This is a genomic window from Burkholderia latens, assembly GCF_902499045.1.
Classification (GTDB): Bacteria; Pseudomonadota; Gammaproteobacteria; order Burkholderiales; family Burkholderiaceae; genus Burkholderia; species Burkholderia latens.
Genome location: NZ_CABVPL010000047.1, coordinates 42322 through 62398, shown reverse-complemented (window position 1 = coordinate 62398; position 20077 = coordinate 42322). Strand labels below are relative to the sequence as shown.

The 20077-nt window shown below is 67.3% G+C and carries 22 protein-coding genes and 1 pseudogene; 13 read left to right on the top strand and 10 right to left on the bottom strand.

Annotated elements, in window-relative coordinates; all coding sequences use genetic code 11:
- Both BSE24067_RS25440 and nth read left to right on the top strand, forming a co-directional pair.
- Positions 1-379, top strand: a pseudogene (locus tag BSE24067_RS25440) (electron transport complex subunit RsxB); the annotation flags it as partial.
- On the top strand, positions 376-1020 hold the full coding sequence (nth, locus tag BSE24067_RS25435; protein WP_151068763.1) for an endonuclease III: 645 nt from the start codon (positions 376-378) through the stop codon (positions 1018-1020). The pseudogene BSE24067_RS25440 and the gene nth, both read left to right, overlap by 4 nt.
- 105 nt (positions 1021-1125) lie before the next feature.
- Here nth and BSE24067_RS25430 read toward each other — a convergent pair whose 3' ends face one another.
- The gene (locus BSE24067_RS25430) at positions 1126-2055 is read right to left on the bottom strand and encodes a DMT family transporter (RefSeq protein ID WP_151068762.1); all 930 of its coding nucleotides are present in this window, start codon (positions 2053-2055) and stop codon (positions 1126-1128) included.
- 261 nt (positions 2056-2316) lie between these two features.
- Between BSE24067_RS25430 and BSE24067_RS25425 the strand changes: the two genes are divergently transcribed.
- Positions 2317-2751 (top strand): DUF1841 family protein, encoded by a 435-nt coding sequence (locus BSE24067_RS25425; RefSeq protein WP_151064667.1) that lies wholly within the window; start codon positions 2317-2319, stop codon positions 2749-2751.
- A gap of 100 nt (positions 2752-2851) precedes the next feature.
- On the opposite strand, the gene BSE24067_RS25420 is transcribed toward BSE24067_RS25425, so the two are convergent.
- A complete protein-coding gene (locus tag BSE24067_RS25420; protein WP_151064668.1) occupies positions 2852-3211 on the bottom strand; it encodes a c-type cytochrome in 360 nt (119 codons plus the stop codon).
- A 41-nt stretch (positions 3212-3252) separates the two neighbouring features.
- The gene (locus tag BSE24067_RS25415; protein ID WP_011885616.1) at positions 3253-3612 is read right to left on the bottom strand and encodes a c-type cytochrome; all 360 of its coding nucleotides are present in this window, start codon (positions 3610-3612) and stop codon (positions 3253-3255) included.
- Between the two features lie 244 nt (positions 3613-3856).
- Here BSE24067_RS25415 and BSE24067_RS25410 point away from each other — a divergent pair, with 244 nt between their 5' ends.
- The 5 genes from BSE24067_RS25410 (at position 3857) to BSE24067_RS25390 (ending at position 8991) form a co-directional block, all read left to right on the top strand.
- Positions 3857-4699, top strand: coding sequence for an AAA family ATPase (locus BSE24067_RS25410; RefSeq protein WP_040144750.1), 843 nt, complete (start codon positions 3857-3859; stop codon positions 4697-4699).
- 21 nt (positions 4700-4720) lie between these two features.
- A complete protein-coding gene (locus BSE24067_RS25405) occupies positions 4721-5896 on the top strand; it encodes a vWA domain-containing protein (RefSeq protein WP_151064669.1) in 1176 nt (391 codons plus the stop codon).
- A gap of 58 nt (positions 5897-5954) precedes the next feature.
- Entirely contained in the window at positions 5955-7166 is a 1212-nt protein-coding gene (locus tag BSE24067_RS25400; protein ID WP_151064670.1) for a benzoate/H(+) symporter BenE family transporter, read from the top strand.
- A gap of 170 nt (positions 7167-7336) precedes the next feature.
- Positions 7337-8290 carry a transaldolase gene (tal, locus tag BSE24067_RS25395; protein WP_151064671.1) on the top strand — a complete coding sequence of 318 codons (954 nt, stop codon included), beginning with the start codon at positions 7337-7339 and terminating at the stop codon, positions 8288-8290.
- A 245-nt stretch (positions 8291-8535) separates the two neighbouring features.
- Entirely contained in the window at positions 8536-8991 is a 456-nt protein-coding gene (locus tag BSE24067_RS25390; RefSeq protein ID WP_151064672.1) for a VOC family protein, read from the top strand.
- 102 nt (positions 8992-9093) lie between these two features.
- Here BSE24067_RS25390 and mctP read toward each other — a convergent pair whose 3' ends face one another.
- The 3 genes from mctP to BSE24067_RS25375 form a co-directional block, all read right to left on the bottom strand.
- Complete coding sequence (mctP, locus tag BSE24067_RS25385) at positions 9094-10644, bottom strand: monocarboxylate uptake permease MctP (RefSeq protein ID WP_151064673.1); 1551 nt, start codon at positions 10642-10644, stop codon at positions 9094-9096.
- Positions 10641-10883, bottom strand: coding sequence for a DUF3311 domain-containing protein (locus BSE24067_RS25380; RefSeq protein WP_151064674.1), 243 nt, complete (start codon positions 10881-10883; stop codon positions 10641-10643). Before BSE24067_RS25380 ends, mctP begins: the two co-directional genes overlap by 4 nt.
- A 198-nt stretch (positions 10884-11081) precedes the next feature.
- A complete protein-coding gene (locus BSE24067_RS25375) occupies positions 11082-11999 on the bottom strand; it encodes a class I SAM-dependent methyltransferase (RefSeq protein ID WP_151064675.1) in 918 nt (305 codons plus the stop codon).
- A gap of 89 nt (positions 12000-12088) precedes the next feature.
- Here BSE24067_RS25375 and BSE24067_RS25370 point away from each other — a divergent pair, with 89 nt between their 5' ends.
- On the top strand, positions 12089-12343 hold the full coding sequence (locus tag BSE24067_RS25370) for a hypothetical protein (protein ID WP_151064676.1): 255 nt from the start codon (positions 12089-12091) through the stop codon (positions 12341-12343).
- Positions 12344-12414: 71 nt separating this feature from the next.
- Here the strand turns inward: BSE24067_RS25370 and BSE24067_RS25365 are convergent, their stop codons facing one another.
- Genes BSE24067_RS25365 through htpG form a run of 3 tightly spaced genes read right to left on the bottom strand, consistent with a single transcriptional unit; the run spans position 12415 to position 15394 of the window.
- The gene (locus BSE24067_RS25365; RefSeq protein WP_151064677.1) at positions 12415-12891 is read right to left on the bottom strand and encodes a DNA-deoxyinosine glycosylase; all 477 of its coding nucleotides are present in this window, start codon (positions 12889-12891) and stop codon (positions 12415-12417) included.
- A complete protein-coding gene (locus BSE24067_RS25360; protein WP_151064678.1) occupies positions 12891-13487 on the bottom strand; it encodes a chorismate--pyruvate lyase family protein in 597 nt (198 codons plus the stop codon). Before BSE24067_RS25360 ends, BSE24067_RS25365 begins: the two co-directional genes overlap by 1 nt.
- A gap of 8 nt (positions 13488-13495) precedes the next feature.
- Positions 13496-15394 (bottom strand): molecular chaperone HtpG, encoded by a 1899-nt coding sequence (gene htpG, locus BSE24067_RS25355; protein WP_151064679.1) that lies wholly within the window; start codon positions 15392-15394, stop codon positions 13496-13498.
- A 181-nt stretch (positions 15395-15575) separates the two neighbouring features.
- Here htpG and BSE24067_RS25350 point away from each other — a divergent pair, with 181 nt between their 5' ends.
- Both BSE24067_RS25350 and BSE24067_RS25345 read left to right on the top strand, forming a co-directional pair.
- Positions 15576-16166: a LysM peptidoglycan-binding domain-containing protein gene (locus tag BSE24067_RS25350; RefSeq protein WP_244130559.1), complete on the top strand. Its 591-nt coding sequence runs from the start codon at positions 15576-15578 to the stop codon at positions 16164-16166.
- Entirely contained in the window at positions 16154-16552 is a 399-nt protein-coding gene (locus tag BSE24067_RS25345; RefSeq protein WP_151064680.1) for a hypothetical protein, read from the top strand. The genes BSE24067_RS25350 and BSE24067_RS25345 overlap by 13 nt, the downstream gene beginning before the upstream one ends.
- 53 nt (positions 16553-16605) lie before the next feature.
- Here the strand turns inward: BSE24067_RS25345 and BSE24067_RS25340 are convergent, their stop codons facing one another.
- Positions 16606-18066: an aminotransferase-like domain-containing protein gene (locus BSE24067_RS25340; RefSeq protein ID WP_151064681.1), complete on the bottom strand. Its 1461-nt coding sequence runs from the start codon at positions 18064-18066 to the stop codon at positions 16606-16608.
- Positions 18067-18306: 240 nt separating this feature from the next.
- On the opposite strand from BSE24067_RS25340, the gene BSE24067_RS25335 reads away from it, so the two are divergent.
- Positions 18307-18999 (top strand): VOC family protein, encoded by a 693-nt coding sequence (locus tag BSE24067_RS25335; protein ID WP_151064682.1) that lies wholly within the window; start codon positions 18307-18309, stop codon positions 18997-18999.
- A gap of 52 nt (positions 19000-19051) precedes the next feature.
- Positions 19052-19960 carry a DMT family transporter gene (locus BSE24067_RS25330; protein ID WP_151064683.1) on the top strand — a complete coding sequence of 303 codons (909 nt, stop codon included), beginning with the start codon at positions 19052-19054 and terminating at the stop codon, positions 19958-19960.
- Positions 19961-20077: the final 117 nt, after the last annotated feature.

The following is a 20077-nucleotide window of genomic DNA, read 5'->3' as shown; positions in this document are numbered from 1 at the left end:
AGCGCGCGCGGCCGCCCGCCGCGCGGCCAGCGCCGGTGCAGGCAAGGCCGCGCCGGCAACGGGAGAGCCCGGCGCACCGGTCGCCGCACCTGCCGACGACGCGGACGCGAAGAAACGCGCGATCATCGCCGCCGCGCTCGAACGCGCGCGCAAGAAGAAGGAAGAGCTGTCCGCGCAAGGCGCAGCCCCGAAGAACACCGAGGGCGTGAGCGCGGCCGTGCAGGCGCAGATCGACGCGGCCGAAGCGCGCCGCAAGCGGCTCGCCGAACAGCAGGCGCAGCGTGACGCCGAGGCCGCCGCAGCCGGCGACGGCGACGCGCCCGACAACAACGACGAGCGGAACGGCCCGACCGCACCGCCTGACAAGCACCGTCCATGAACGCCAGCAAACGACGCGCGATCTACGAAACGCTGCAAAGCCTCAATCCGCATCCGACCACCGAGCTCGAATACACGACGCCGTTCGAGCTGCTGATCGCGGTGATGCTGTCGGCTCAGGCGACCGACGTGTCGGTCAACAAGGCGATGCGCAAGATGTTCCCGGTCGCGAACACCCCGCGGCAAATCGTCGCGCTCGGCGAAGAAGGCGTCGCCGACTACATCAAGACGATCGGCCTGTACCGCACCAAGGCGAAGAACGTGATCGCGGCGTGCAAGATCCTGCTCGAGCGCCACGACGGCGAGGTGCCGGCCGATCGCGAAGCGCTCGAGAGCCTGCCGGGCGTCGGCCGCAAGACCGCGAACGTCGTGCTGAACACCGCGTTCGGCCAGCCGACGATCGCGGTCGACACGCACATCTTCCGCGTCGCGAATCGCACCGGCCTCGCGCCGGGCAAGGACGTGCGGGCCGTCGAGGCCGCGCTCGAGAAATTCACGCCGAAGGAATTCCTGCACGACGCCCATCACTGGCTGATCCTGCACGGACGCTACGTGTGCAAGGCACGCAAGCCCGAATGCTGGCACTGCGCGATCGAGCCGCTGTGCGAATTCCGGCCGAAGACGCCGCCGCCGAACGAGTGACGCGCGCCAGCCGCGGCTGAGCATCTGCGCAACGCGCCGGCCGCCCCGGGGCGCGTGCGGCACAGCCGGCCGGCGCCGTTGCGCCCGGCGGCTTCCCCTTCTCCGTCACGCATTGGACGTCGCCGTCGCATCGTCGGCTGCCGCGCCGCCCGCGCGCACCAGCGCCAGCACGGCCGCGAGGATCGCGACGCCGCCCGCCCACTGCAGCGGCGACAGCGCCTCGCCGAACAGCAGCGCGGCGAGCGCGACCGTCACGACCGGTTCGAGCGTCGACAGCATCGACGTGCGTGCGGCCCCGAGCCGCTCGAGCCCGGCGAAGAATGCGAGCATCGCGGCGACCGTCGACACCAGCGCGATCGCGAGCATCGATGCCCAGCCGCCGGCCGTCGCCGGCCAGCGCGGCGGCGCGCCGAATGCCGCGGTCCGCACGAGCGCGATCGCGACGAGCGTCGCGGTCGCCGACAGGCAGATGATCGCGGTGGTCGCGACCGGATCGACGCCACGCGTCGCCTTCGTGCCGCCGACGATGTACAGCGAATAGATGACCGCGGCGGCCAGCGCGAGCGCGATGCCGAGCGGCTCGCCGTGGCCGCCGCCGACCATCAGCGCCGAGCCCGCGACGCACAGCACGAGCGCGACCGCCTTCGCGCGCGTGAGGCGCTCGCCGAGCCACCAGGCGGCGAGCAGCGTGACGAATGCCGGATACAGGTACAGCAGCAGCGCGACGAGGCTCGCCTGCGCATGCTGGAGCGCGCTGAAATAGCAGAACGACTGGCCGACGTAGCCGAGCGCGCCCATCGCGACGAGCGGCGCGAGCGCGCGGCCGCGCGGCCATGCGACGCGGCGGCGCCGCGCGATCGCGGCAAGGACCGCGCCGCCGATCGCGAAGCGCACGATCAACAGTCCGAGCACGTCGACGCCGCCCGCATACGCATAGCGGCCGAAGATCGCCATCGCGCCGAACGCGGCGGCGGACAGCGCGACATAGAGCGCGCCCTGCAGCGCGGCGGAAGGAGATCGGACGGTGGCGGACATGACGAAACGGCGCAAGCGCGACGATAGGAATCGTCGGAGTGTAGCGGCGCGGCGGCCGCCAGCCTAGCCCGCGCTTACCCGCTGCGCGGTGCGCAGCCGGCCCGGCCAACGCGCGCTGCGCGGGCGGGCGGCCGCTGCCGCCGGCGGCGAGCCGCGACGTCCGTTCTGCCCGCATGCCACCGGCCGCCAGCACGGCCCGCCGACCCGGCGTACAATGCCCGACGCGGCACGACGCCGCCCGAATCACGACGTTTCCCCACCATGTTCAATCCGAGCCGCGACGACGTCCGTCGCTTTTTCACCGAGACCTGGCGCAAGCAGCGCGCAGGCGAGATCCTGACGCCGCTGGAAGCGATGGCCGCCGACTGGATCGTCGAGCACCCCGAATACCATGACGACCTCGCGGACGCCGACGGCGCCGCCGCGCGCAACTACACGCCCGAGGAAGGCCGCACGAACCCGTTCCTGCATCTGTCGATGCATCTCGCGATCAGCGAGCAGTTGTCGATCGACCAGCCGCCCGGCATCCGCGCCGCGCACGACAAACTGGCCGCGAAGCTCGATTCGACGCACGAAGCACAGCACGTGATCATGGAATGTCTCGGCGAAACGATCTGGGAAGCGCAGCGCACCGGCACGCCGCCCGATACGGACGCTTACCTTCAGCGCATCCTGCGCCGCGCGTCGCGCGACTGAGCGCCGCGCCGCCGCGGCCGGGCCGGCCGGGCCGCGGACAAAAAAATACCCCGCGGCGGCGGGGTATTCCTGCTGCACGGGCCGGCAATGCCCGGCGCGCTTACTTCTTGAAGACGAGATCGGTCTCTTTCAGCGACTCGATGTAGGCCGCGATGTCCTTCATGTCGTTGACCGACAGGTTCTGCACCTGCGCCTGCATGATCGCGTTGTTGCGGCCGAGCAGCGGGTTCGTCAGCCCCATCTGGTACTGGCGCATCGACCACACGAGATAGTCCGCATGCTGGCCCGCGAGGCGCGGATACTCGGCGTTGATCGGCTTGTTCAGCTGCGCGCCGTGGCAGGCCGCGCAGTTGTGCGATTCGACCAGTTCCTTGCCCTTCGAGATGTCCGCCGCATGCGCGGTGCCGATCGCGAGGCCGGCCGCCAGTGCAACCGCCGCCGTCTTGAATGCGTTGTTCATGAATGCTCCTGTCCCGCCGGTAAGAATCGGCGGCGCGCGCTTTACTTGTAGGGATTGTCCTTCGTGTCGGCCTTCTGGGCGGCGTAGTAAGCCGCCAGATCCGCGATGTCCTGATCCGTCAGCGAACCGGCGATCGCGTTCATCGACGGGAAGTGACGATCCTTCTTGCGGTACGCCTTCAGCGCATTCTCGAGATATTGCTGGTTCTGGCCGCCGAGGACCGGCACCCGGTAGACCTCCGGGTAGGCCGCGCGGTAATCCTGAATGCCGTGGCAACCGATACACATGGCGGCCTTGCTCGCCCCGTCCTTCGGGTTGCCGACCACACCGGCCGCCTGCGCGCTGCCCGCGAGCGCCACGAGCGCTGCGACAACGACGTGTTTGCCGACGAATTTGTTCATAGCTCTTGTAACCTAGCTTGAGGGGAAACTGGCGCCGAAGCGGCAACGGCCCGCGCCGTTTTGCTTATGGATCGCCACGCAGGCCAAAAAAAACGGCCAGATTGTACCGCGTCGGCGGGGAACGCGTCCATATTGGCGCCCCGGCCCGCCCCGCCGCAGCCCCGCAACGATACGCGGGCGCCGCCCGCCCGGACAGCCCTTCTGACTTATACTGGGTTTTTTTGCGATTAAGAAGAGCGCCGCCATGCGTTTCGAAGGATCCTCGCACTACGTCGCCACCGACGACCTGAAGCTCGCGGTCAACGCCGCGCTGACGCTGCAACGCCCGCTGCTGATCAAGGGCGAGCCCGGCACCGGCAAGACCATGCTCGCCGAGGAAGTGGCCGCCGCGCTCGACATGCCGCTGCTGCAGTGGCACATCAAGTCGACGACGAAGGCGCAGCAGGGCCTGTACGAATACGACGCGGTCTCGCGGCTGCGCGACTCGCAGCTCGGCGACGAGCGCGTGAAGGACATCGCGAACTACATCGTGAAGGGCGTGCTGTGGCAGGCGTTCGACGCCGAGCGCCCGAGCGTGCTGCTGATCGACGAGATCGACAAGGCCGACATCGAATTCCCGAACGACCTGCTGCGCGAGCTCGACCGGATGGAATTCCACGTGTACGAGACGCGCGAAACCATTCGCGCGAAGCACCGTCCGCTCGTGATCATCACGTCGAACAACGAGAAGGAGCTGCCCGACGCGTTCCTGCGCCGCTGCTTCTTCCACTACATCCAGTTCCCCGACGCGGCGACGATGCAGAAGATCGTCGCGGTCCACTTCCCGAACATCCGCGAAGAGCTGCTGCACGCGGCGCTGCAGAGCTTCTTCGAGCTGCGCGGCGTGTCGGGGCTGAAGAAGAAGCCGTCGACGTCCGAGCTGCTCGACTGGCTGAAGCTGCTGCTCGCCGAGAACATCCCGGCCGACGCGCTGCGCGGCGCCGATGCGAAGCAGATCGTGCCGCCGCTCGCGGGTGCGCTGCTGAAGAACGAGCAGGATCTGAGCCTGCTCGAGCGTCTCGTCTACATGAACCGGCACAACCGGTAATCCGTCCACGAAGGCCCGGCCATGCTGCTCAATTTCTTCTACGCGCTGCGCGCAGCCAAGCTGCCCGTCTCGGTGAAGGAATACCTGACGCTGCTCGAATCGCTGAAGGCCGGGCTGATCTCGCCGTCGATCGACGCGTTCTACTTCCTCGCGCGGATGACGCTCGTCAAGGACGAGCAGTACTTCGACAAGTTCGACCAGGCGTTCGGCGCGTATTTCCGCGGCGTGTCCGCGCTGCCGTCCGAAGCGTTCGACATTCCGCTCGACTGGCTCGAGAAGCGCCTCGAGCGTGAGTTGTCGCCGGAGGAAAAGGCGCAGATCGACGCGATGGGCGGGCTCGACAAGCTGATGGAGCGCCTGAAGGAACTGCTCGACGAGCAGAAGGAACGCCACGAAGGCGGCAACAAGTGGATCGGCACCGGCGGCACGTCGCCGTTCGGCCACGGCGGCTACAACCCGGAAGGGATGCGCATCGGCGGCCCGTCGAACGGCAACCGCACCGCGGTCAAGGTGTGGGAGGCGCGCGCGTACCGCGATTACGACGACTCGGTCGAGATCGGCACCCGCAACATCAAGGTCGCGCTGCGCCGCCTGCGCCGCTTCGCGCGCGAAGGCGCGGCCGAGGAGCTCGACCTGCCCGGCACGATCCGCAGCACCGCCGCGAACGCGGGCTGGCTCGATCTGCGGATGGTGCCCGAGCGTCACAACAACGTGAAGGTGCTGATGCTGCTCGACGTCGGCGGCTCGATGGACGATCACATCAAGCGCACGGAGGAGCTGTTCTCGGCCGCGAAGGCCGAGTTCAAGCATCTCGAGTTCTACTACTTCCACAACTGCGTGTACGACCACCTGTGGAAGAACAACCGCCGCCGTCACTCGGAGCGCACCGCGACATGGGACGTGCTGCACAAGTTCACGCCCGACTACAAACTGATTTTCGTCGGCGACGCGACGATGAGCCCGTACGAAGTGCTGCAGCCCGGCGGCTCGGTCGAATACAACAACCCGGAAGCCGGCGCCGTCTGGCTGCGCCGCCTCGCCGACCAGTTCCCGCACCACGCATGGCTGAACCCCGAGCCCGAGCGGCTATGGGAATACCGGCAATCGGTCGCGATCATTCGCGACGTGCTCGGCCAGCGCATGTATCCGCTCACGCTCGCGGGCCTCGAAACCGCGATGCGCGCACTCAGCAAATAACGAACCCACCCCGTAGACACGCAGGCCGCATCCGCGCGGCCTCCCCCCCGGAGACAGCATGAATCCTTCGCCCACCGCGAGCGCCGGCCGCGCCGGCGGCCGCCGCTTTTTCGCCGATACGTCCGTGTCCGCGCTCGTCGCCGGCTTCGTCGCGATGATGACCGGCTACACGAGCTCGCTCGTGCTGATGTTCCAGGCCGGCCGCGCCGCGCACCTCACCGACGCGCAGATCTCGTCGTGGATCTGGGCGCTGTCGATCGGGATGGCGCTGACGACGATCGGCCTGTCGCTGCGCTTTCGCGCGCCCGTGGTCGTCGCGTGGTCGACGCCCGGCGCCGCGCTGCTGATCGCGTCTCTGCCCGGCGTGCCGTATGCGGACGCGATCGGCGCGTTCGTCGTCTGCGCGCTGCTGCTGACGGCCGTCGGCGTGAGCGGGCTGTTCGACACGCTGATGAAGCGCATTCCGGCCGGCATCGCGGCCGCGCTGCTCGCGGGCATCCTGTTCGAGATCGGCATCGAGATCTTCCGCGCCGCGCAGTTCCAGACCGCGCTCGTGCTTGCGATGTTCTTCACGTACCTGATCGTCAAGCGGCTCGCGCCGCGCTATGCGATCGTCACGACGCTGATCGCCGGCACCGCGGTGGCTGACGGCCTCGGCCTGCTCGACTTCAGCCATTTCCACATCGCGCTCGCGCAACCCGTGTTCACGATGCCCGCGTTCTCGATCGCATCGATCGTCAGCATCGGCATTCCGCTGTTCGTCGTCGCGATGGCGTCGCAGAACGTACCGGGCATCGCGGTGCTGCGCGCGGACGGCTATGCGACGCCGTCGTCGCCGCTGATCGCGACGACCGGCCTCGCTTCGCTGCTGCTCGCGCCGTTCGGCTCGCACGGCGTGAATCTCGCGGCGATCACGGCCGCGATCTGCACGGGCCCCGAAGCGCACGAGGATCGCGCGAAGCGCTACACGGCCGCCGTGTGGTGCGGCACGTTCTACCTGGTCGCAGGCGTCTTCGGCGCGACGATCGCCGCGCTGTTCGCGGCGCTGCCGAAGGCGCTCGTGGTGTCGGTCGCCGCGCTCGCACTGTTCGGCTCGATCATGAGCGGGCTCGCGAACGCGATGCAGGACGTGAAGCAGCGCGAAGCGGCGCTCGTCACGTTCATGGTGACGGCGTCGGGCCTCACGCTGCTGTCGATCGGCTCGGCGTTCTGGGGGCTCGTCGCGGGGATCGTCACGCAGGTGATCCTGAACGCGCGCCGCCCCGCGTAGCGCCGCATCGCGCGGCACGCGCGACGCAAAAGGCGCGCCAAAACGTGCGCGACGCGAATCGGGCCTAAAATAGTGGATCGGAGGCGGTGCCCGGCGCCGCCTCGCTTCGCCGCCGCGCTCGCGCGGCCCGTGAGAACCCCGGGCGCCCCGCGCCCTCCTCCCGAATCGCCATGACTACCGCACTCGACCAGCTGAAGCAGTACACGACCGTCGTCGCCGACACGGGCGATTTCCAGCAGCTTGCGCAATACAAGCCGCAGGACGCGACCACGAATCCGTCGCTGATCCTGAAGGCCGTCCAGAAAGACGCGTACAAGCCGATTCTCGAGAAAACCGTCCGCGATCACCGCAACGAAAGCACCGATTTCATCATCGACCGCCTGCTGATCGCATTCGGCACCGAGATCCTGAAGCTGATCCCGGGCCGCGTGTCGACCGAGGTCGACGCGCGCCTGTCGTTCGACACGCAGCGCTCGATCGACAAGGGCCGCGAACTCATCAAGCTGTACGAAGCCGCCGGCATCGGCCGCGAGCGCATCCTGATCAAGCTCGCGTCGACGTGGGAAGGCGTTCGCGCGGCCGAGGTGCTGCAGCAGGAAGGGATCAAGTGCAACATGACCCTGCTTTTCTCGCTCGTGCAGGCCGCCGCATGCGCGGAAGCCGGCGCGCAGCTGATCTCGCCGTTCGTCGGCCGCATCTACGACTGGTACAAGAAGCAGGCCGGCGCCGACTGGGACGAAGCGAAGAACGGCGGTGCGAACGATCCGGGCGTGCAGTCGGTGCGCCGCATCTACACGTACTACAAGACGTTCGGCTACAAGACCGAAGTGATGGGCGCGAGCTTCCGCACGACGAGCCAGATCACCGAGCTCGCCGGCTGCGACCTGCTGACGATCAGCCCCGACCTGCTGCAAAAGCTGCACGACAGCAACGACACGGTGGCGCGCAAGCTGTCGCCGGACGCGCTGCACGACAAGCCGACCGAGCGCGTCGCGATCGACGAGGCGTCGTTCCGCTTCCAGCTGAACGACGAAGCGATGGCGACGGAGAAACTCGCCGAAGGCATACGCGTCTTCGCCGCCGACGCGGTGAAGCTCGAGAAGCTGATCGACGCGCTGCGCTGAATCGCGCGTGCGTGACGGCTGTCAGTTGATCCGTCAGCAAGCCTGACAACAGCCGTCAGTAGGCACGACGAACGGCCGCGAACCGCGTGTTCGCGGCCGTTTTTATTTTTCATTCCACCGTCAGGCGCGCGCACTACAATCCACGTCACGAGTGCGGCGGCCGCATCCCGTCGCGCTCTTCCCGGTCAATCCCCGCAGTACCCGAGCGGGCGCCGACGCGCCTGTCCGGTCCACAGGAGACAACGATGCAAGTCCAACCGTATCTGACGTTCTACGGCCGCGCGGAAGAAGCCCTTCAGTTCTACGAAAAGGCGCTCGGCGCGAAGACGATGTTCAAGATGCACTTCAAGGATGCGCCGCCGAATCCCGATTACCCGATCGCGCCGGAAATGGCGGACAAGGTGATGCACGCAAGCTTCACGATCGGCGAGTCGATGATCATGTGCTCGGACGGCGACTGCAGTCAACCGGCCGGCGCCGCGCACGCCGGCTATTCGCTGTCGCTGAACCCGGCGACCGTCGACGAAGGCCAGAAGCTGTTCAACGCGCTCGCCGACGGCGGCGAAGTGACGATGCCGTTCGGCAAGACGTTCTGGGCGCTCGGCTTCGGGATGGCGAAGGATCGCTTCGGCGTGCACTGGATGGTCAACGTCGAGGACCTGTCGCAACGCGAGGAACTCGCGAAACGCGCGCAAGGCTGACGCGAACGAAAACGCCCGCCACTGCGAAGTGGCGGGCGTTTCCAGTTTTCATTGCCGCACGACGTTCGCCGCGCGGCTGGCAGCCGCACCGCACCGCGCGTATCAGCTCTCGACGACGTCGAGATAGTCCTCCGGCCGCGTGCGGTCCTCCGCATGCGTCATCCCGATCACGCGCACCAGTACGCTCACCGCGACCGACACCACGAGGTTCACGATCAGCGACCACACCGCCGCGTAGCCGGGAATCGCGAGACCGAACAGATGGATCGTGAAGATGGAGCCGGCCAGCTTCAGCGAGATCGCCATCCACGTGCCGCACACGATGCCGGCCGCCCAGCCGATGAGCAGGCCGCGGTGGTCGAGCACGCGCGTGTACAGGCCGAGCACGATCGCCGGCAGCGTCTGGATGATCCAGATTCCGCCGAGCAGCTGCAGCTGGATCGCGTACGTCAGCGGCAGCCCGAGGATGAACGCGACCGCGCCGACCTTCACGATCAGCGACACGAGCTTCGCGACGTGCGTCTCCTGGTCGTGCGTCATGTTGCGGTTGACGAACTCGCGGTGGATGTTGCGCGTGTACAGGTTCGCGGCCGCGATCGACATGATCGCCGCCGGCACCAGCGCGCCGATGCCGATCGCCGCGAACGCGACGCCGACGAACCACGACGGGAAGTAGTTCAGGAACAGCGCGGGCACCGCGAAGTTCGGGCCGAACGCCTTGAAGTACGGCGCGTACTGCGGCATGTCCTTCACGCCGGATGCGAGCGCCATGTAGCCGAGCAGCGCGAGCAGGCCGAGCACGAACGAATACGCGGGCAGCATCGCCATGTTGCGGCGGATCGTGTTGCCCGACGACGACGACAGGATCGCCGTGACCGAGTGCGGATACAGGAACAGCGCGAGCGCGGAGCCGATCGCGAGCGTCGCGTACGCGCTGTAGCCGTTCAGGCTCGTCGCGTCCGGCGCCTTCAGCAGCAGCTTCGCGGGCGGCACCGTCGAGAAGATGTGCCCGAACCCGCCGAGCTTCGCGGGGATCACGATGATCGCCGCGGCGATCGTGATGTAGATCAGGATGTCCTTCACGATCGCGATCATCGCGGGCGCGCGCAGCCCCGACGTGTACGTGTAGGCGGCGAGGATCGCGAACGCGATGATGAGCGGCAGGTCGCCGACGAAGCCGGTCGTGTCGAAACCCAGCGCGCCGATCACGACTTCGATGCCGACGAGCTGCAGCGCGATGTACGGCATCGTCGCGAGGATGCCCGTCACCGCGATCGCGAGCGCGAGCATCCGGCTGCCGTAGCGGGCGTTGACGAAGTCGGCGGCCGTCACGTAGCCGTGCCGCTTCGCGATGCTCCACAGCTTCGGGAACACGACGAACGCGAACGGGTAGATCAGGATCGTGTACGGCAGCGCGAAAAAGCCCATCGCGCCGGCGCCGAACACGAGCGCGGGCACCGCAACGAACGTGTACGCCGTATAGAGGTCCCCGCCGAGCAGGAACCACGTGACGATCGTGCCGAAGCGGCGGCCGCCGAGGCCCCATTCGTCGAGGTGGGCGAGATCGCCGCGCCGCCAGTTCGCGGCGAGAAAGCCGAGGATGGTCACGCCGATGAACAGCAGGACGAAGACGAAGGTAGCGCCGAGGTTCATCGTGCACCTCCGGGCGTGCCGGTCGACTTCCACGCGTCCTTGGTCTTGTAGTAGACGAACGCGGTGATCACCGCGCTAATGAACACCCACAGCAGCTGGTACCAATAGAAAAACGGAAATCCCAGCCATTGCGGTTCGATCTTGCTGTACGACGGCACCCAGACCATCGCGATCAGCGGCAGCACCAGCAGCCAGAGCCAGCGCTTGGCGGCCCGATTGGCGTCGGCATCGTGAGCCATGACGTCTCCTCATCTTTCCCGGTTATCGATCTTGTTGAGCGGGTACGGCGGCGAGAGGAGCGGCAAAACGGGTAAGCTGCGGCTCCCCTGGCTTCGCGCCAGTATAGGAGCCGCGGGCGAGCGGTCAAGCGGGGGCGAACCCGAGGTGATCCGCCCCTGAGCGCGCGGTTGCACCGGCATGCGGCGCGCGCATGAGCGTCAGATCGCGAACGATGCGTCGCGTGCGCCCGTCGTTTCTTTCAAAGCTTTCACCCACTTGCGCGCGGGCAGCTTCAGCGTGTCCTCGATCAGCTTCGCCCGAGCGTCCAGCTGTGCGAACGATACGTCGAGCGCGGGGCCCGAGAACGCGAGCGCGATCCGGTTGCCGTCGTGCACTTCCGGCAGCGCGATCACGCGATGGTCGAACGCCGCGTTCAGATGCTTCATGTTGCGCACGAAGCTCGGATGGTCGCCGAACAGGTTGATCGTCGCGATGCCGGCATCCGCGAGGCAGCCGCGCACCGCGCGATAGAACGCGACGCTGTCGAGCACCGGGCCGCGCGCGGTCGCATCGTACAGGTCGATTTGCAGCGCGCCCGTCGTGCCGCGGTTGGCCGGATCGTTGACGAAATCCCAGGCGTCGGCTTCGTGCACGACGAGGCGTTCGTCATCGGGCGGCAGCGCGAACATCGTACGCGCGGCGACGATCACGGCCGGGTTCAGTTCGACGGCCTCGACCTTCGCGCGCGGCAGGAAGCGGTGCGAGAACTTCGTCAGCGCGCCGGTGCCGAGCCCGAGCTGGACGATCCGCTCGGGCGTTTCGAGGAACAGCAGCCACGCCATCATCTGCTGCGCGTATTCGAGCTCGATGTGGAGCGGCTTCGAGATGCGCATCGCGCCCTGCACCCACTCGGTGCCGAAGTGCAGGAAGCGCACGCCGCGTTCTTCGGAGAACGTGACCGGCGCGAAACGCGGCTTGCGCGGCGCGTCGAGGACGGGCACGTCGTCGTGTTCGTCGATCTCCGGGCGGCGCTTCACGCGCGGCGGCTGGAGTTTTTCCGAGCCGTTGTACGCGGACGGCTGGCGTTGCTTGAACGCGCGTGCCTCGGCGGACGCGCGCTTGATCAATCGGGTCATGGTGAATCTCGCTGAGTGATGCTGGATCAGGCTGGATGAGCGGACGAGAGGATAGCATTGGTGGGAATCCACTGACCGCGAGTACTGACATGACCTCGAACGACAAGAAGATCTGGTTCCCGGCAAAGCGCTACGGGTGGGGATGGGGTTTGCCCGTCGCGTGGCAGGGGTGGGCCGTGCTGCTGCTGTTCGCGATCGGCGTCGTCGCGAGCGCGTGGCTCGCGCCGCCGCAACGTTCGCCGATTGCGTACGCCGCGTGCATCGTGGTGCTCGTCACGCTGCTGACCGCCGTTTGCTGGGTCAAGGGCGAGAAGCCCCGCTGGCGATGGGGCAACGACGATTGAGCTTCGACGCGACCCGCAAGGATCTGAAGGCGATGCGCTGGCCGCCCATGCTGCCGGCAACGCCCGGCCGATCAAAGCACGATTCGACGCCAGTGTTCGAGCTTCTGCTCGAACGACAACATCGCATTGGCGGGGCTCGACGAAGGCAGCACGAGCGTCTCGTACCCGGCCTCGCCGATGACGCCAGCAAACCGCCCTGCCGTCTTCCCGTTGAAACATACTTTCTTCAGCAACGGCGCATGCTCGCGCAACGACGCGAAGTCGTTCGGCTTCGCATTGCGGATCGCGGAATCGAGGCTGCCTTCGCGATGGCACGCATCGAGGACGTCCCAGATGCCGATGCCATGCGCGAGCACCCGCTCGAGCCGCGCGTCGTACGCGAGCTCGTGCAGCCCCGGCTCGCCGAGCACCGCGCCCAACAACCGCCAGAACTGATTGCGCGGATGCGCGTAGTACTGCGCGGCGTCGAGCGACGCCTCGCCGGGAAAGCTCCCGAGGATCATCGTATGCGTATGCGGTGCGACGACCGGCGCAAAGCCTTGCAGCATCAGCGTTCTCCGTGCGGCCCCGCGGACCGCGGCCCGTCGCCGTGCGCGTCGAGATGACGCCACAGCGCCGGCAGCATGCATTCGGTGACCATCAGCGGCTTGCCGTGCCGCTGAAACACCGAGCGCCGCGCGGCGAACGCGTGCGGCGCCCGCGCGCCCTGCAACGCATGGCAGGCGAGCGCATACAGCGGATGGCCGGCGATCACGCGCCGGCTGACGAGCGCCGAGCGCTCGACCTGCGGATCGCTGTACAGCAGCTCGGCGAGCGGCCGCGTGCGCAGCCGCCGCATCGCCTGCCACACGCCCTTGCTGGCCGCGAGCGGTGCGATGCTGTGCGCGGCGACGTACGGCGTGCCGTCGACCGACAGAATCACCTCGCGCACCCACATCGGCGCGCGCTGCGCGCTGCCGAGCGCGTCCGGCTCGTCGAACCATGGAACGTCGACGGCCTCGCGCGTCACGCGCACGCTCACGCCGCCGAGCCGCGCGAGATGCGCGGTCAGCGATCCGCCGCGCGTCAGCCAGTCGCGCTGATCGAGCGTGCAGCCGGGCCGCGGCGTTTCGCGCCAGCCGGCCCGCGCGCCGTCGAATCGCATCCGCGCGTTCACGCCGTGCGCGACAGCAGCAGCGCGTTGGTCCGCTTCACGAAGCTCGCCGGATCATCGAGCATCCCGCCTTCGGCCAGCAACGCCTGGTCGAACAGCAGGTGGCACCAGTCGCCGAAATCGGCGCTGTCGGCGTTCAGCTGCTTCACGAGCGCGTGCTCCGGGTTGATTTCGAGGATCGGCTGCATCGCCGGCGCTTTCTGGCCGGCGGCCTTCAGCATTCGCTGCAGATAACCGCTCATGTCGTTGTCGTCCGCGACCAGGCACGACGGCGAATCGGTCAGGCGGAACGTGACGCGCACTTCCTTGACCTTGTCGCCGAGCGCTTCCTTCATCTTCTCGACGACCGGCTTGATCGCCTCGCCCGCCTGCTCCTGCGCCTTCTTCTCCTCGTCGTTCAGCTCGCCGAGGTCGAGATCGCCGCGCGCCACGCTCGCGAGCGGCTTGCCGTCGAATTCGTGCAGGAACGACAGCATCCATTCGTCGACGCGATCGGTCAGCAACAGCACCTCGACGCCCTTCTTGCGGAACACTTCCAGATGCGGGCTGTTCTTCGCGGCCTGCCACGTGTCGGCGGTCACGTAGTAGATCTTGCTCTGCTCGGGCTTCATCCGCGACACGTAGTCGGCGAGCGACACGTCCTGCGCGTCGGTGTCGCCATGCGTCGACGCGAAGCGCAGCAGCTTCGCGATGCGCTCGCGGTTCGCGTGATCCTCGCCGACGCCTTCCTTCAGCACCTGGCCGAACGCGCTCCAGAACGTCTTGTACTTTTCCTTGCCGGCGTCGTCTTCCGCGTTCGCGAGTTCCTCGAGCATCGACAGCGCGCGCTTCGTCACGCCTTCGCGGATCGCCTTCACGTCGCGGCTTTCCTGCAGGATTTCACGCGACACGTTCAGCGGCAGGTCGGCCGAATCGACGACGCCCTTCACGAAACGCAGGTATTGCGGCAGCAGCTGCTCGGCGTCGTCCATGATGAACACGCGCTTCACGTACAGCTTCAGCCCGCCGCGGTAGTCGCGGTTCCACAGGTCGAACGGCGCGCGCGCCGGCACGAACAGCAGCTGCGTGTATTCGCTGCGGCCTTCGACGCGGTTGTGGGTCCACGCGAGCGGATCCTGGTGGTCGTGCGCGATGTGCTGATAGAACTGCGTGTACTGCTCGTCGGTGATGTCGCTCTTCGAACGCGTCCACAGCGCGCTCGCCTGGTTGACGGTTTCGTCCTCGTCCTTCAGGACCATCTCGCCCTTTTCCTGATCCCATTCTTCCTTGCGCATCAGGATCGGCAGCGCGATGTGATCGGAATACTTCTGGATGATCGACTTCAGGCGGTGCGACGACAGCAGGTCGTCCTCGCCTTCGCGCAGGTGCAGCGTGATCGTCGTGCCGCGCTGCGCGCGTTCGATCGCGTCGATCGTGAAATCGCCCTCGCCCGCGCTTTCCCAGCGCACGGCCTCGTTCGCCGGCAGTCCGGCGCGGCGCGTCTCGACGGTGATCTTGTCGGCGACGATGAAACCCGAGTAGAAGCCGACACCGAACTGGCCGATCAGTGCCGCATCCTTCTGCTGGTCGCCCGACAGCTTCGTGAAGAATTCCTTGGTGCCCGAACGCGCGATCGTGCCGAGGTTCGCGATCGCCTCGTCGCGGCTCATGCCGATGCCGTTGTCGTCGATCGTGATCGTGCGCGCGGCCTTGTCGAAGCCGATGCGGATGCGCAGGTTCGGATCGTTCTCGTACAGCGCGTTGTCCGCGAGCGCTTCGAAACGCAGCTTGTCGGCCGCGTCGGACGCGTTCGACACCAGTTCGCGCAGGAAGATTTCCTTGTTGCTGTAGAGCGAATGAATCATCAGGTGGAGGAGTTGCTTGACCTCTGCCTGAAAGCTCATCGTTTCATGTGCCATGGATGCTGTTTCCTCTTACTTGAACTTGATAGGCGCCCCGCCGCGCCATGCCGGACGGGTTTGCGCGCTCATCTGGGGACGAACGACCCGATTTCAAGGGTCCGGGGCGATCGCGGCATGCGGATCGCACGGGCCGCCTGTGCGGCTGACCGACGCGATACCAATTCGCATAGATTCGAACGTGTCCGATGTTGCCGCGGACGGAAATTTGTTCAAATGCTGGGCGCGCGCCGATCCGGCCGAGCGACCGCATCGACGCGTTGCAGTGGTGGGGCGGAAACGCCCGCAGCGTCGGATCGCCACGGTGCGCTGCGCCAGAGCGGGGACCGAATCAGCGCTGGAACGTATGACACTAAACACGGAGGCAACCCGATATGGCTACACCGTGCCTGCTTACAACATCCGCGCCGCTATTGGTTACCTGCTCATGCGCTTGGCGAACTTCTCAATGCAAAGCGTACCGGACCCGGATCGACGAACATACGAAATTTCCGTCAAAACTGGCGATAGCCTGGACAAAATTGCCCGACAACAGGGTTCGACAATCGACACGCTGCGCGCACTCGATCCGGGTATTGGCACGTTACGCCCGGGGCAAGTCTTGAAATATCGGAAGGCAGCGATACGCAAAGTCATCATAGGCTGGCAGCCGATGACTACGGCAAATGTCGGTCGACTTTACAACACGAAAGCGCCAGACACCTACGCAAAGAAGCTCGATTATGCGCTGGCAACGATTCAGCAGCGCAAGGAACCGGTATGCACGCGGTGAGAATTGCCCAAGGGTTGAGCCTTGTTACCGCGCTGCTGGCAGGTGTTGCGCAAGCCGGCAATCAGCCGCTTACCGAGGTGTTCGTCGGTCACGGCCGGCAATGCGATGGCCAACTTCGTGCGACCGAAAAAACGATCGAATGGCACACGCCTTTCGCCAATTGCGCGAAGCGCCCGTATCGGGTGATTGAAAGCGACCTGACTGCGGCCAAACCGAAAATCGCCTTCTTGCTACGGGGACGAGCCTGCGGTTTCCGGGTGATATCGCTGAATTTCGACCCGGCTTACCCCGATTACTGGATCGCAAAAGGTTACCGGAGCTTGGACGGCTACCAGCGCGATAGCGCCGATGCATTAAGTTGCAGCATGGCGCGCCTGAAGCAGTAGCGCGTGCTATTTGCCGCGTCGCGGCAAAGCAACGCGGATCCATCCGCGCCGCGTCACGGCGCGCGCCGCACCGCCGAATCGATATAGCGCGCGAGCAGCCCGGGGAGCGCCGGATCGCCGCAATTCGCGACGTTGAAGCGCATCCACGTGGACGGCGACTGCTGCGGCGAGAACAGGCTGCCCGGCGTCAGCAGGAAGCCGGCTTCGTGCGCGGCGGCCGCGAGCGCGTCCGAGTCGACACCCGTGTCGGCCCACAGGAACATCCCGGCCGCCGGCATCGTGAAGAGCCGCAGCCCCGTACGCTCGAGCATCCGCGCGGTCTTGTCGCGCACGCCGTCGAGCCGCGCGCGCAGCCGCTCGACGTGGCGCCGGTAATGCCCCTCGGTCAGGATCTTGTAAAGCACGCGCTCGTTCAGCTCGGGCGTGGTCATCCCGACCAGCATCTTCTGGTCGGTGATCGCCTTCGCGATTTCCGGCGCGCACGCGACATAGCCGACCCGCAGGTTTGCCGCGAGCGTCTTCGAATAGCTGCCGAGGTAGATCACGCGCTTCAGCTGATCGAGGCTCGCGAGGCGCGTGGCCGGATAGCTCGGCGGGCACAGGTCGCCGTACACGTCGTCTTCGACCACCAGGAAGTCGTACGCCTCCGCGAGCTTCAGGATCCGGAACGCCTGCGCGGCCGACAGCGACGTGCCGGTCGGGTTCTGCAGCACCGAATTGATCACCAGCATCTTCGGCCGCCACATCTGCACGAGCGTTTCCAGCGCGTCGAGATCGGGACCGTCCGGCGTATACGGCATCCCGACGAGTTGCGCGCCCTGCGCCGCGAAGCGGCCGAACATCTGGAACCACGCCGGATCGCCGACGATCACCGCGTCGCCAGGCCGCACGTAAATGCGCGCGATCAGGTCGATCGCCTGCGTGATGCCCGACACCAGCACGAGCTGCTCGGGCTTCGCGCCGATCTCGACTTCCGCGAGCCGCGTCTGCAGTTGCTGGCGCAGCGGCAGGAAGCCCTGCGCGGTGCCGAACCCGAGCATCTGCGCGCCGGCCTGGCGCCCCAGCGCGCGCAGCGCGCCGGTGATCAGCTCGCCGTCCAGCCAGCGGCCCGGCAGGTAGCCGAGACCCGGCCCTTTTTCCGGGCTCACGGTGTGCAGCATGTTGCGCAGCAGCCAGACGACGTCGATCGTGTTGTGCACGGGCGCGGCCTCGGCCGCGCGTGCCACGCTGTCCGCCGGCTGCGGGCCGGCGGCCGTGCGCTCGCGCACGTAGAAGCCGGAGCCGCGCCGCGAATCGAGATACCCTTGCGCGACGAGCCGCTCGTACGCCTCGACGACGGTGAAGCGCGACACGCTCTTGTCGAGCGCGAGCTTGCGGATCGACGGCATCCGCATGCCGGGACGGAACACCCGTTCGTCGATCCGGCGCCGCGCCCACTGGACGAGCTGGTCGACTAGCGTGAGCGTGGCCGTATCGTGCGGCGCCGGAATCTGCGCGAGAGGGACGGTGGACATGGTCGACATGGGCGGCGGCTCAAACTGTACCGAAGGCTATCGCGCCGATTGTACCGTTACTGTGCCGGTGGCGACGATTACAGTTAGACCGCAATGGCGATCGTGCGGCTGCCGTTCCGGCCTTGCCGCATGCGGCGCTGGCCCGTCCGGCACGGGTTTGCGCGCCGGGCTGCAGCCGGCCGCGCGACCGCCCCGCGCATCGCACGCCACCATGACACTTTCGCTTTCCGACCGACGTTCATGCCATCCCGCTCCCTGACCCTCGACCATCTCGTGATCGCAGCCCGCACGCTCGACGAAGGCGTGCGCCATGTCGCCGGCGCGCTCGGCATCGAACCGGCCGGCGGCGGCCGCCACCCGCTGATGCGCACCCACAACGCACTGTTCGGCGCGTGGGGCGGGATGTACCTGGAAGTGATCGCGATCGATCCCGACGCGCCGTCCGCAAACGACGACGTGACGCCGCCGCGCGCGCGGCTGTTCGGCCTCGACGATCCGGCGATCCAGGCGCGACTCGCCGATGGCCCGTTCCTCGCGCATTGGGTCGCGCGTGTCGACCGTCCGCGCCAGCTTACGCTGTGGCAGCGCCAGTACCCGGCACGCATCGCGCCGGTCGTCGCGATGCGGCGCGGCGACCTGAGCTGGGGCCTGACCGTGCCCGACGACGGCGCGTTCCCCGCGTGGCAAGGCGCCGGCGACGGCCTCGTGCCGTCGCTGATCCAGTGGGACAGCGCGCGCCATCCGGCCGAATCGCTGCCGGACAACGGCATCGCGCTGAAGTCGCTCAAGGGCGTGCACGCGCGTGCCGACCTGATCCGCGAGCAGCTCGACTGGCTCGGCGCCGGCCATCTGCTCGATGTCGAAGCCGGCGACGGCGCGCCCGCGCTGATCGCCGAATTCGAAACGCCGCAAGGCGTCCGCACGCTGCGCTGAACGCGTTGCCCGAGCAATCACCCGAACCCGGCAATACGGAGACACCCGATCCATGAATTCGCGCGAAACCCGGGGCATGCTGCTCGGCCTCATCGGCGTGATGATCTTCAGCCTGACGCTGCCGATGACGCGTATCGTCGTCTCCGAACTGAATCCGCTGCTCAACGGCCTCGGCCGCGCGCTCGCGGCGGCGGTGCCGGCCGGCCTGCTGCTGTGGTGGCGCCGCGAGCGCCTCCCCACTCGCGCGCAGCTCAAAAGCCTCGCGATCGTGTCGGCTGGCGTGATCATCGCGTATCCGGTGTTTTCCGCGTGGGCGATGAAGACGGTGCCGGCGTCGCACGGCGCGGTCGTCAACGGGCTGCAGCCGCTGTTCGTCGCGCTGTACGCGGCGTGGCTGTCGCACGAGCGGCCGTCGAAGGCGTTCTGGGCCAGCGCGCTCGCGGGCAGCGCGCTCGTGATCGCGTTCGCGCTGCGTGACGGCGGCGGCGCCGTGCAGGCCGGCGACGCGCTGATGCTCGTCGCGGTCGGCATCGGCGCGCTCGGCTATGCGGAAGGCGCGCGCCTCGCACGCCAGATCGGCGGCTGGCAGGTGATCTGCTGGGCGCTCGTCGTGTCCGCGCCGTTTCTCGTGCTGCCGGTCGGCTGGCTCGCGTGGACGCAACACGCCGCGCACCCCGCGCCGCTCGCGCCGCGCACGTGGCTCGCGTTCGGCTACGTGACCCTCTTTTCGCAATTCATCGGCTTTTTCGCGTGGTATGCGGGGCTCGCAATGGGCGGCACCGCGCGCGTCGGCCAGGTGCAATTACTGCAGATCTTCTTCACGATCGCGTTTTCCGCGCTGCTGTTCGGCGAAACGGTGACGCCGTCGACGTGGCTGTTCGCGGCGGCCGTGATCGCGACCGTGATGCTGGGCCGGCGCTCGGCGGTGGCCACGGCGCCGCGTCCCGCTCGCGCCGGCTGATGAGGTGCGCCATAATGTCCGTTTTGCCTGAACGGTTCTGCCCACCCGGCCGCGACGGCCCGATCGCGCTCCCGCACGCCCACCCGGCCGCGACGACGCAATCGGCCTGACCGACCT

Bases quoted from the DNA above. Each gene is read 5' to 3' on its own strand.
- BSE24067_RS25405 (WP_151064669.1), top strand. From the start codon at position 4,721: ATGCTGCTCAATTTCTTCTACGCGCTGCGCGCAGCCAAGCTGCCCGTC.
- BSE24067_RS25345 (WP_151064680.1), top strand. From the start codon at position 16,154: ATGCACGCGGTGAGAATTGCCCAAGGGTTGAGCCTTGTTACCGCGCTG.
- BSE24067_RS25430 (WP_151068762.1), bottom strand. From the start codon at position 2,055: ATGTCCGCCACCGTCCGATCTCCTTCCGCCGCGCTGCAGGGCGCGCTC.
- htpG (WP_151064679.1), bottom strand. From the start codon at position 15,394: ATGGCACATGAAACGATGAGCTTTCAGGCAGAGGTCAAGCAACTCCTC.
- nth (WP_151068763.1), top strand. From the start codon at position 376: ATGAACGCCAGCAAACGACGCGCGATCTACGAAACGCTGCAAAGCCTC.
- BSE24067_RS25375 (WP_151064675.1), bottom strand. From the start codon at position 11,999: ATGACCCGATTGATCAAGCGCGCGTCCGCCGAGGCACGCGCGTTCAAG.
- BSE24067_RS25380 (WP_151064674.1), bottom strand. From the start codon at position 10,883: ATGGCTCACGATGCCGACGCCAATCGGGCCGCCAAGCGCTGGCTCTGG.
- BSE24067_RS25365 (WP_151064677.1), bottom strand. From the start codon at position 12,891: ATGCTGCAAGGCTTTGCGCCGGTCGTCGCACCGCATACGCATACGATG.
- BSE24067_RS25330 (WP_151064683.1), top strand. From the start codon at position 19,052: ATGAATTCGCGCGAAACCCGGGGCATGCTGCTCGGCCTCATCGGCGTG.
- mctP (WP_151064673.1), bottom strand. From the start codon at position 10,644: ATGAACCTCGGCGCTACCTTCGTCTTCGTCCTGCTGTTCATCGGCGTG.
- BSE24067_RS25390 (WP_151064672.1), top strand. From the start codon at position 8,536: ATGCAAGTCCAACCGTATCTGACGTTCTACGGCCGCGCGGAAGAAGCC.
- BSE24067_RS25360 (WP_151064678.1), bottom strand. From the start codon at position 13,487: ATGCGATTCGACGGCGCGCGGGCCGGCTGGCGCGAAACGCCGCGGCCC.
- BSE24067_RS25420 (WP_151064668.1), bottom strand. From the start codon at position 3,211: ATGAACAACGCATTCAAGACGGCGGCGGTTGCACTGGCGGCCGGCCTC.
- BSE24067_RS25340 (WP_151064681.1), bottom strand. From the start codon at position 18,066: ATGTCCACCGTCCCTCTCGCGCAGATTCCGGCGCCGCACGATACGGCC.
- BSE24067_RS25410 (WP_040144750.1), top strand. From the start codon at position 3,857: ATGCGTTTCGAAGGATCCTCGCACTACGTCGCCACCGACGACCTGAAG.
- BSE24067_RS25335 (WP_151064682.1), top strand. From the start codon at position 18,307: ATGCCATCCCGCTCCCTGACCCTCGACCATCTCGTGATCGCAGCCCGC.
- BSE24067_RS25370 (WP_151064676.1), top strand. From the start codon at position 12,089: ATGACCTCGAACGACAAGAAGATCTGGTTCCCGGCAAAGCGCTACGGG.
- BSE24067_RS25400 (WP_151064670.1), top strand. From the start codon at position 5,955: ATGAATCCTTCGCCCACCGCGAGCGCCGGCCGCGCCGGCGGCCGCCGC.
- tal (WP_151064671.1), top strand. From the start codon at position 7,337: ATGACTACCGCACTCGACCAGCTGAAGCAGTACACGACCGTCGTCGCC.
- BSE24067_RS25425 (WP_151064667.1), top strand. From the start codon at position 2,317: ATGTTCAATCCGAGCCGCGACGACGTCCGTCGCTTTTTCACCGAGACC.
- BSE24067_RS25415 (WP_011885616.1), bottom strand. From the start codon at position 3,612: ATGAACAAATTCGTCGGCAAACACGTCGTTGTCGCAGCGCTCGTGGCG.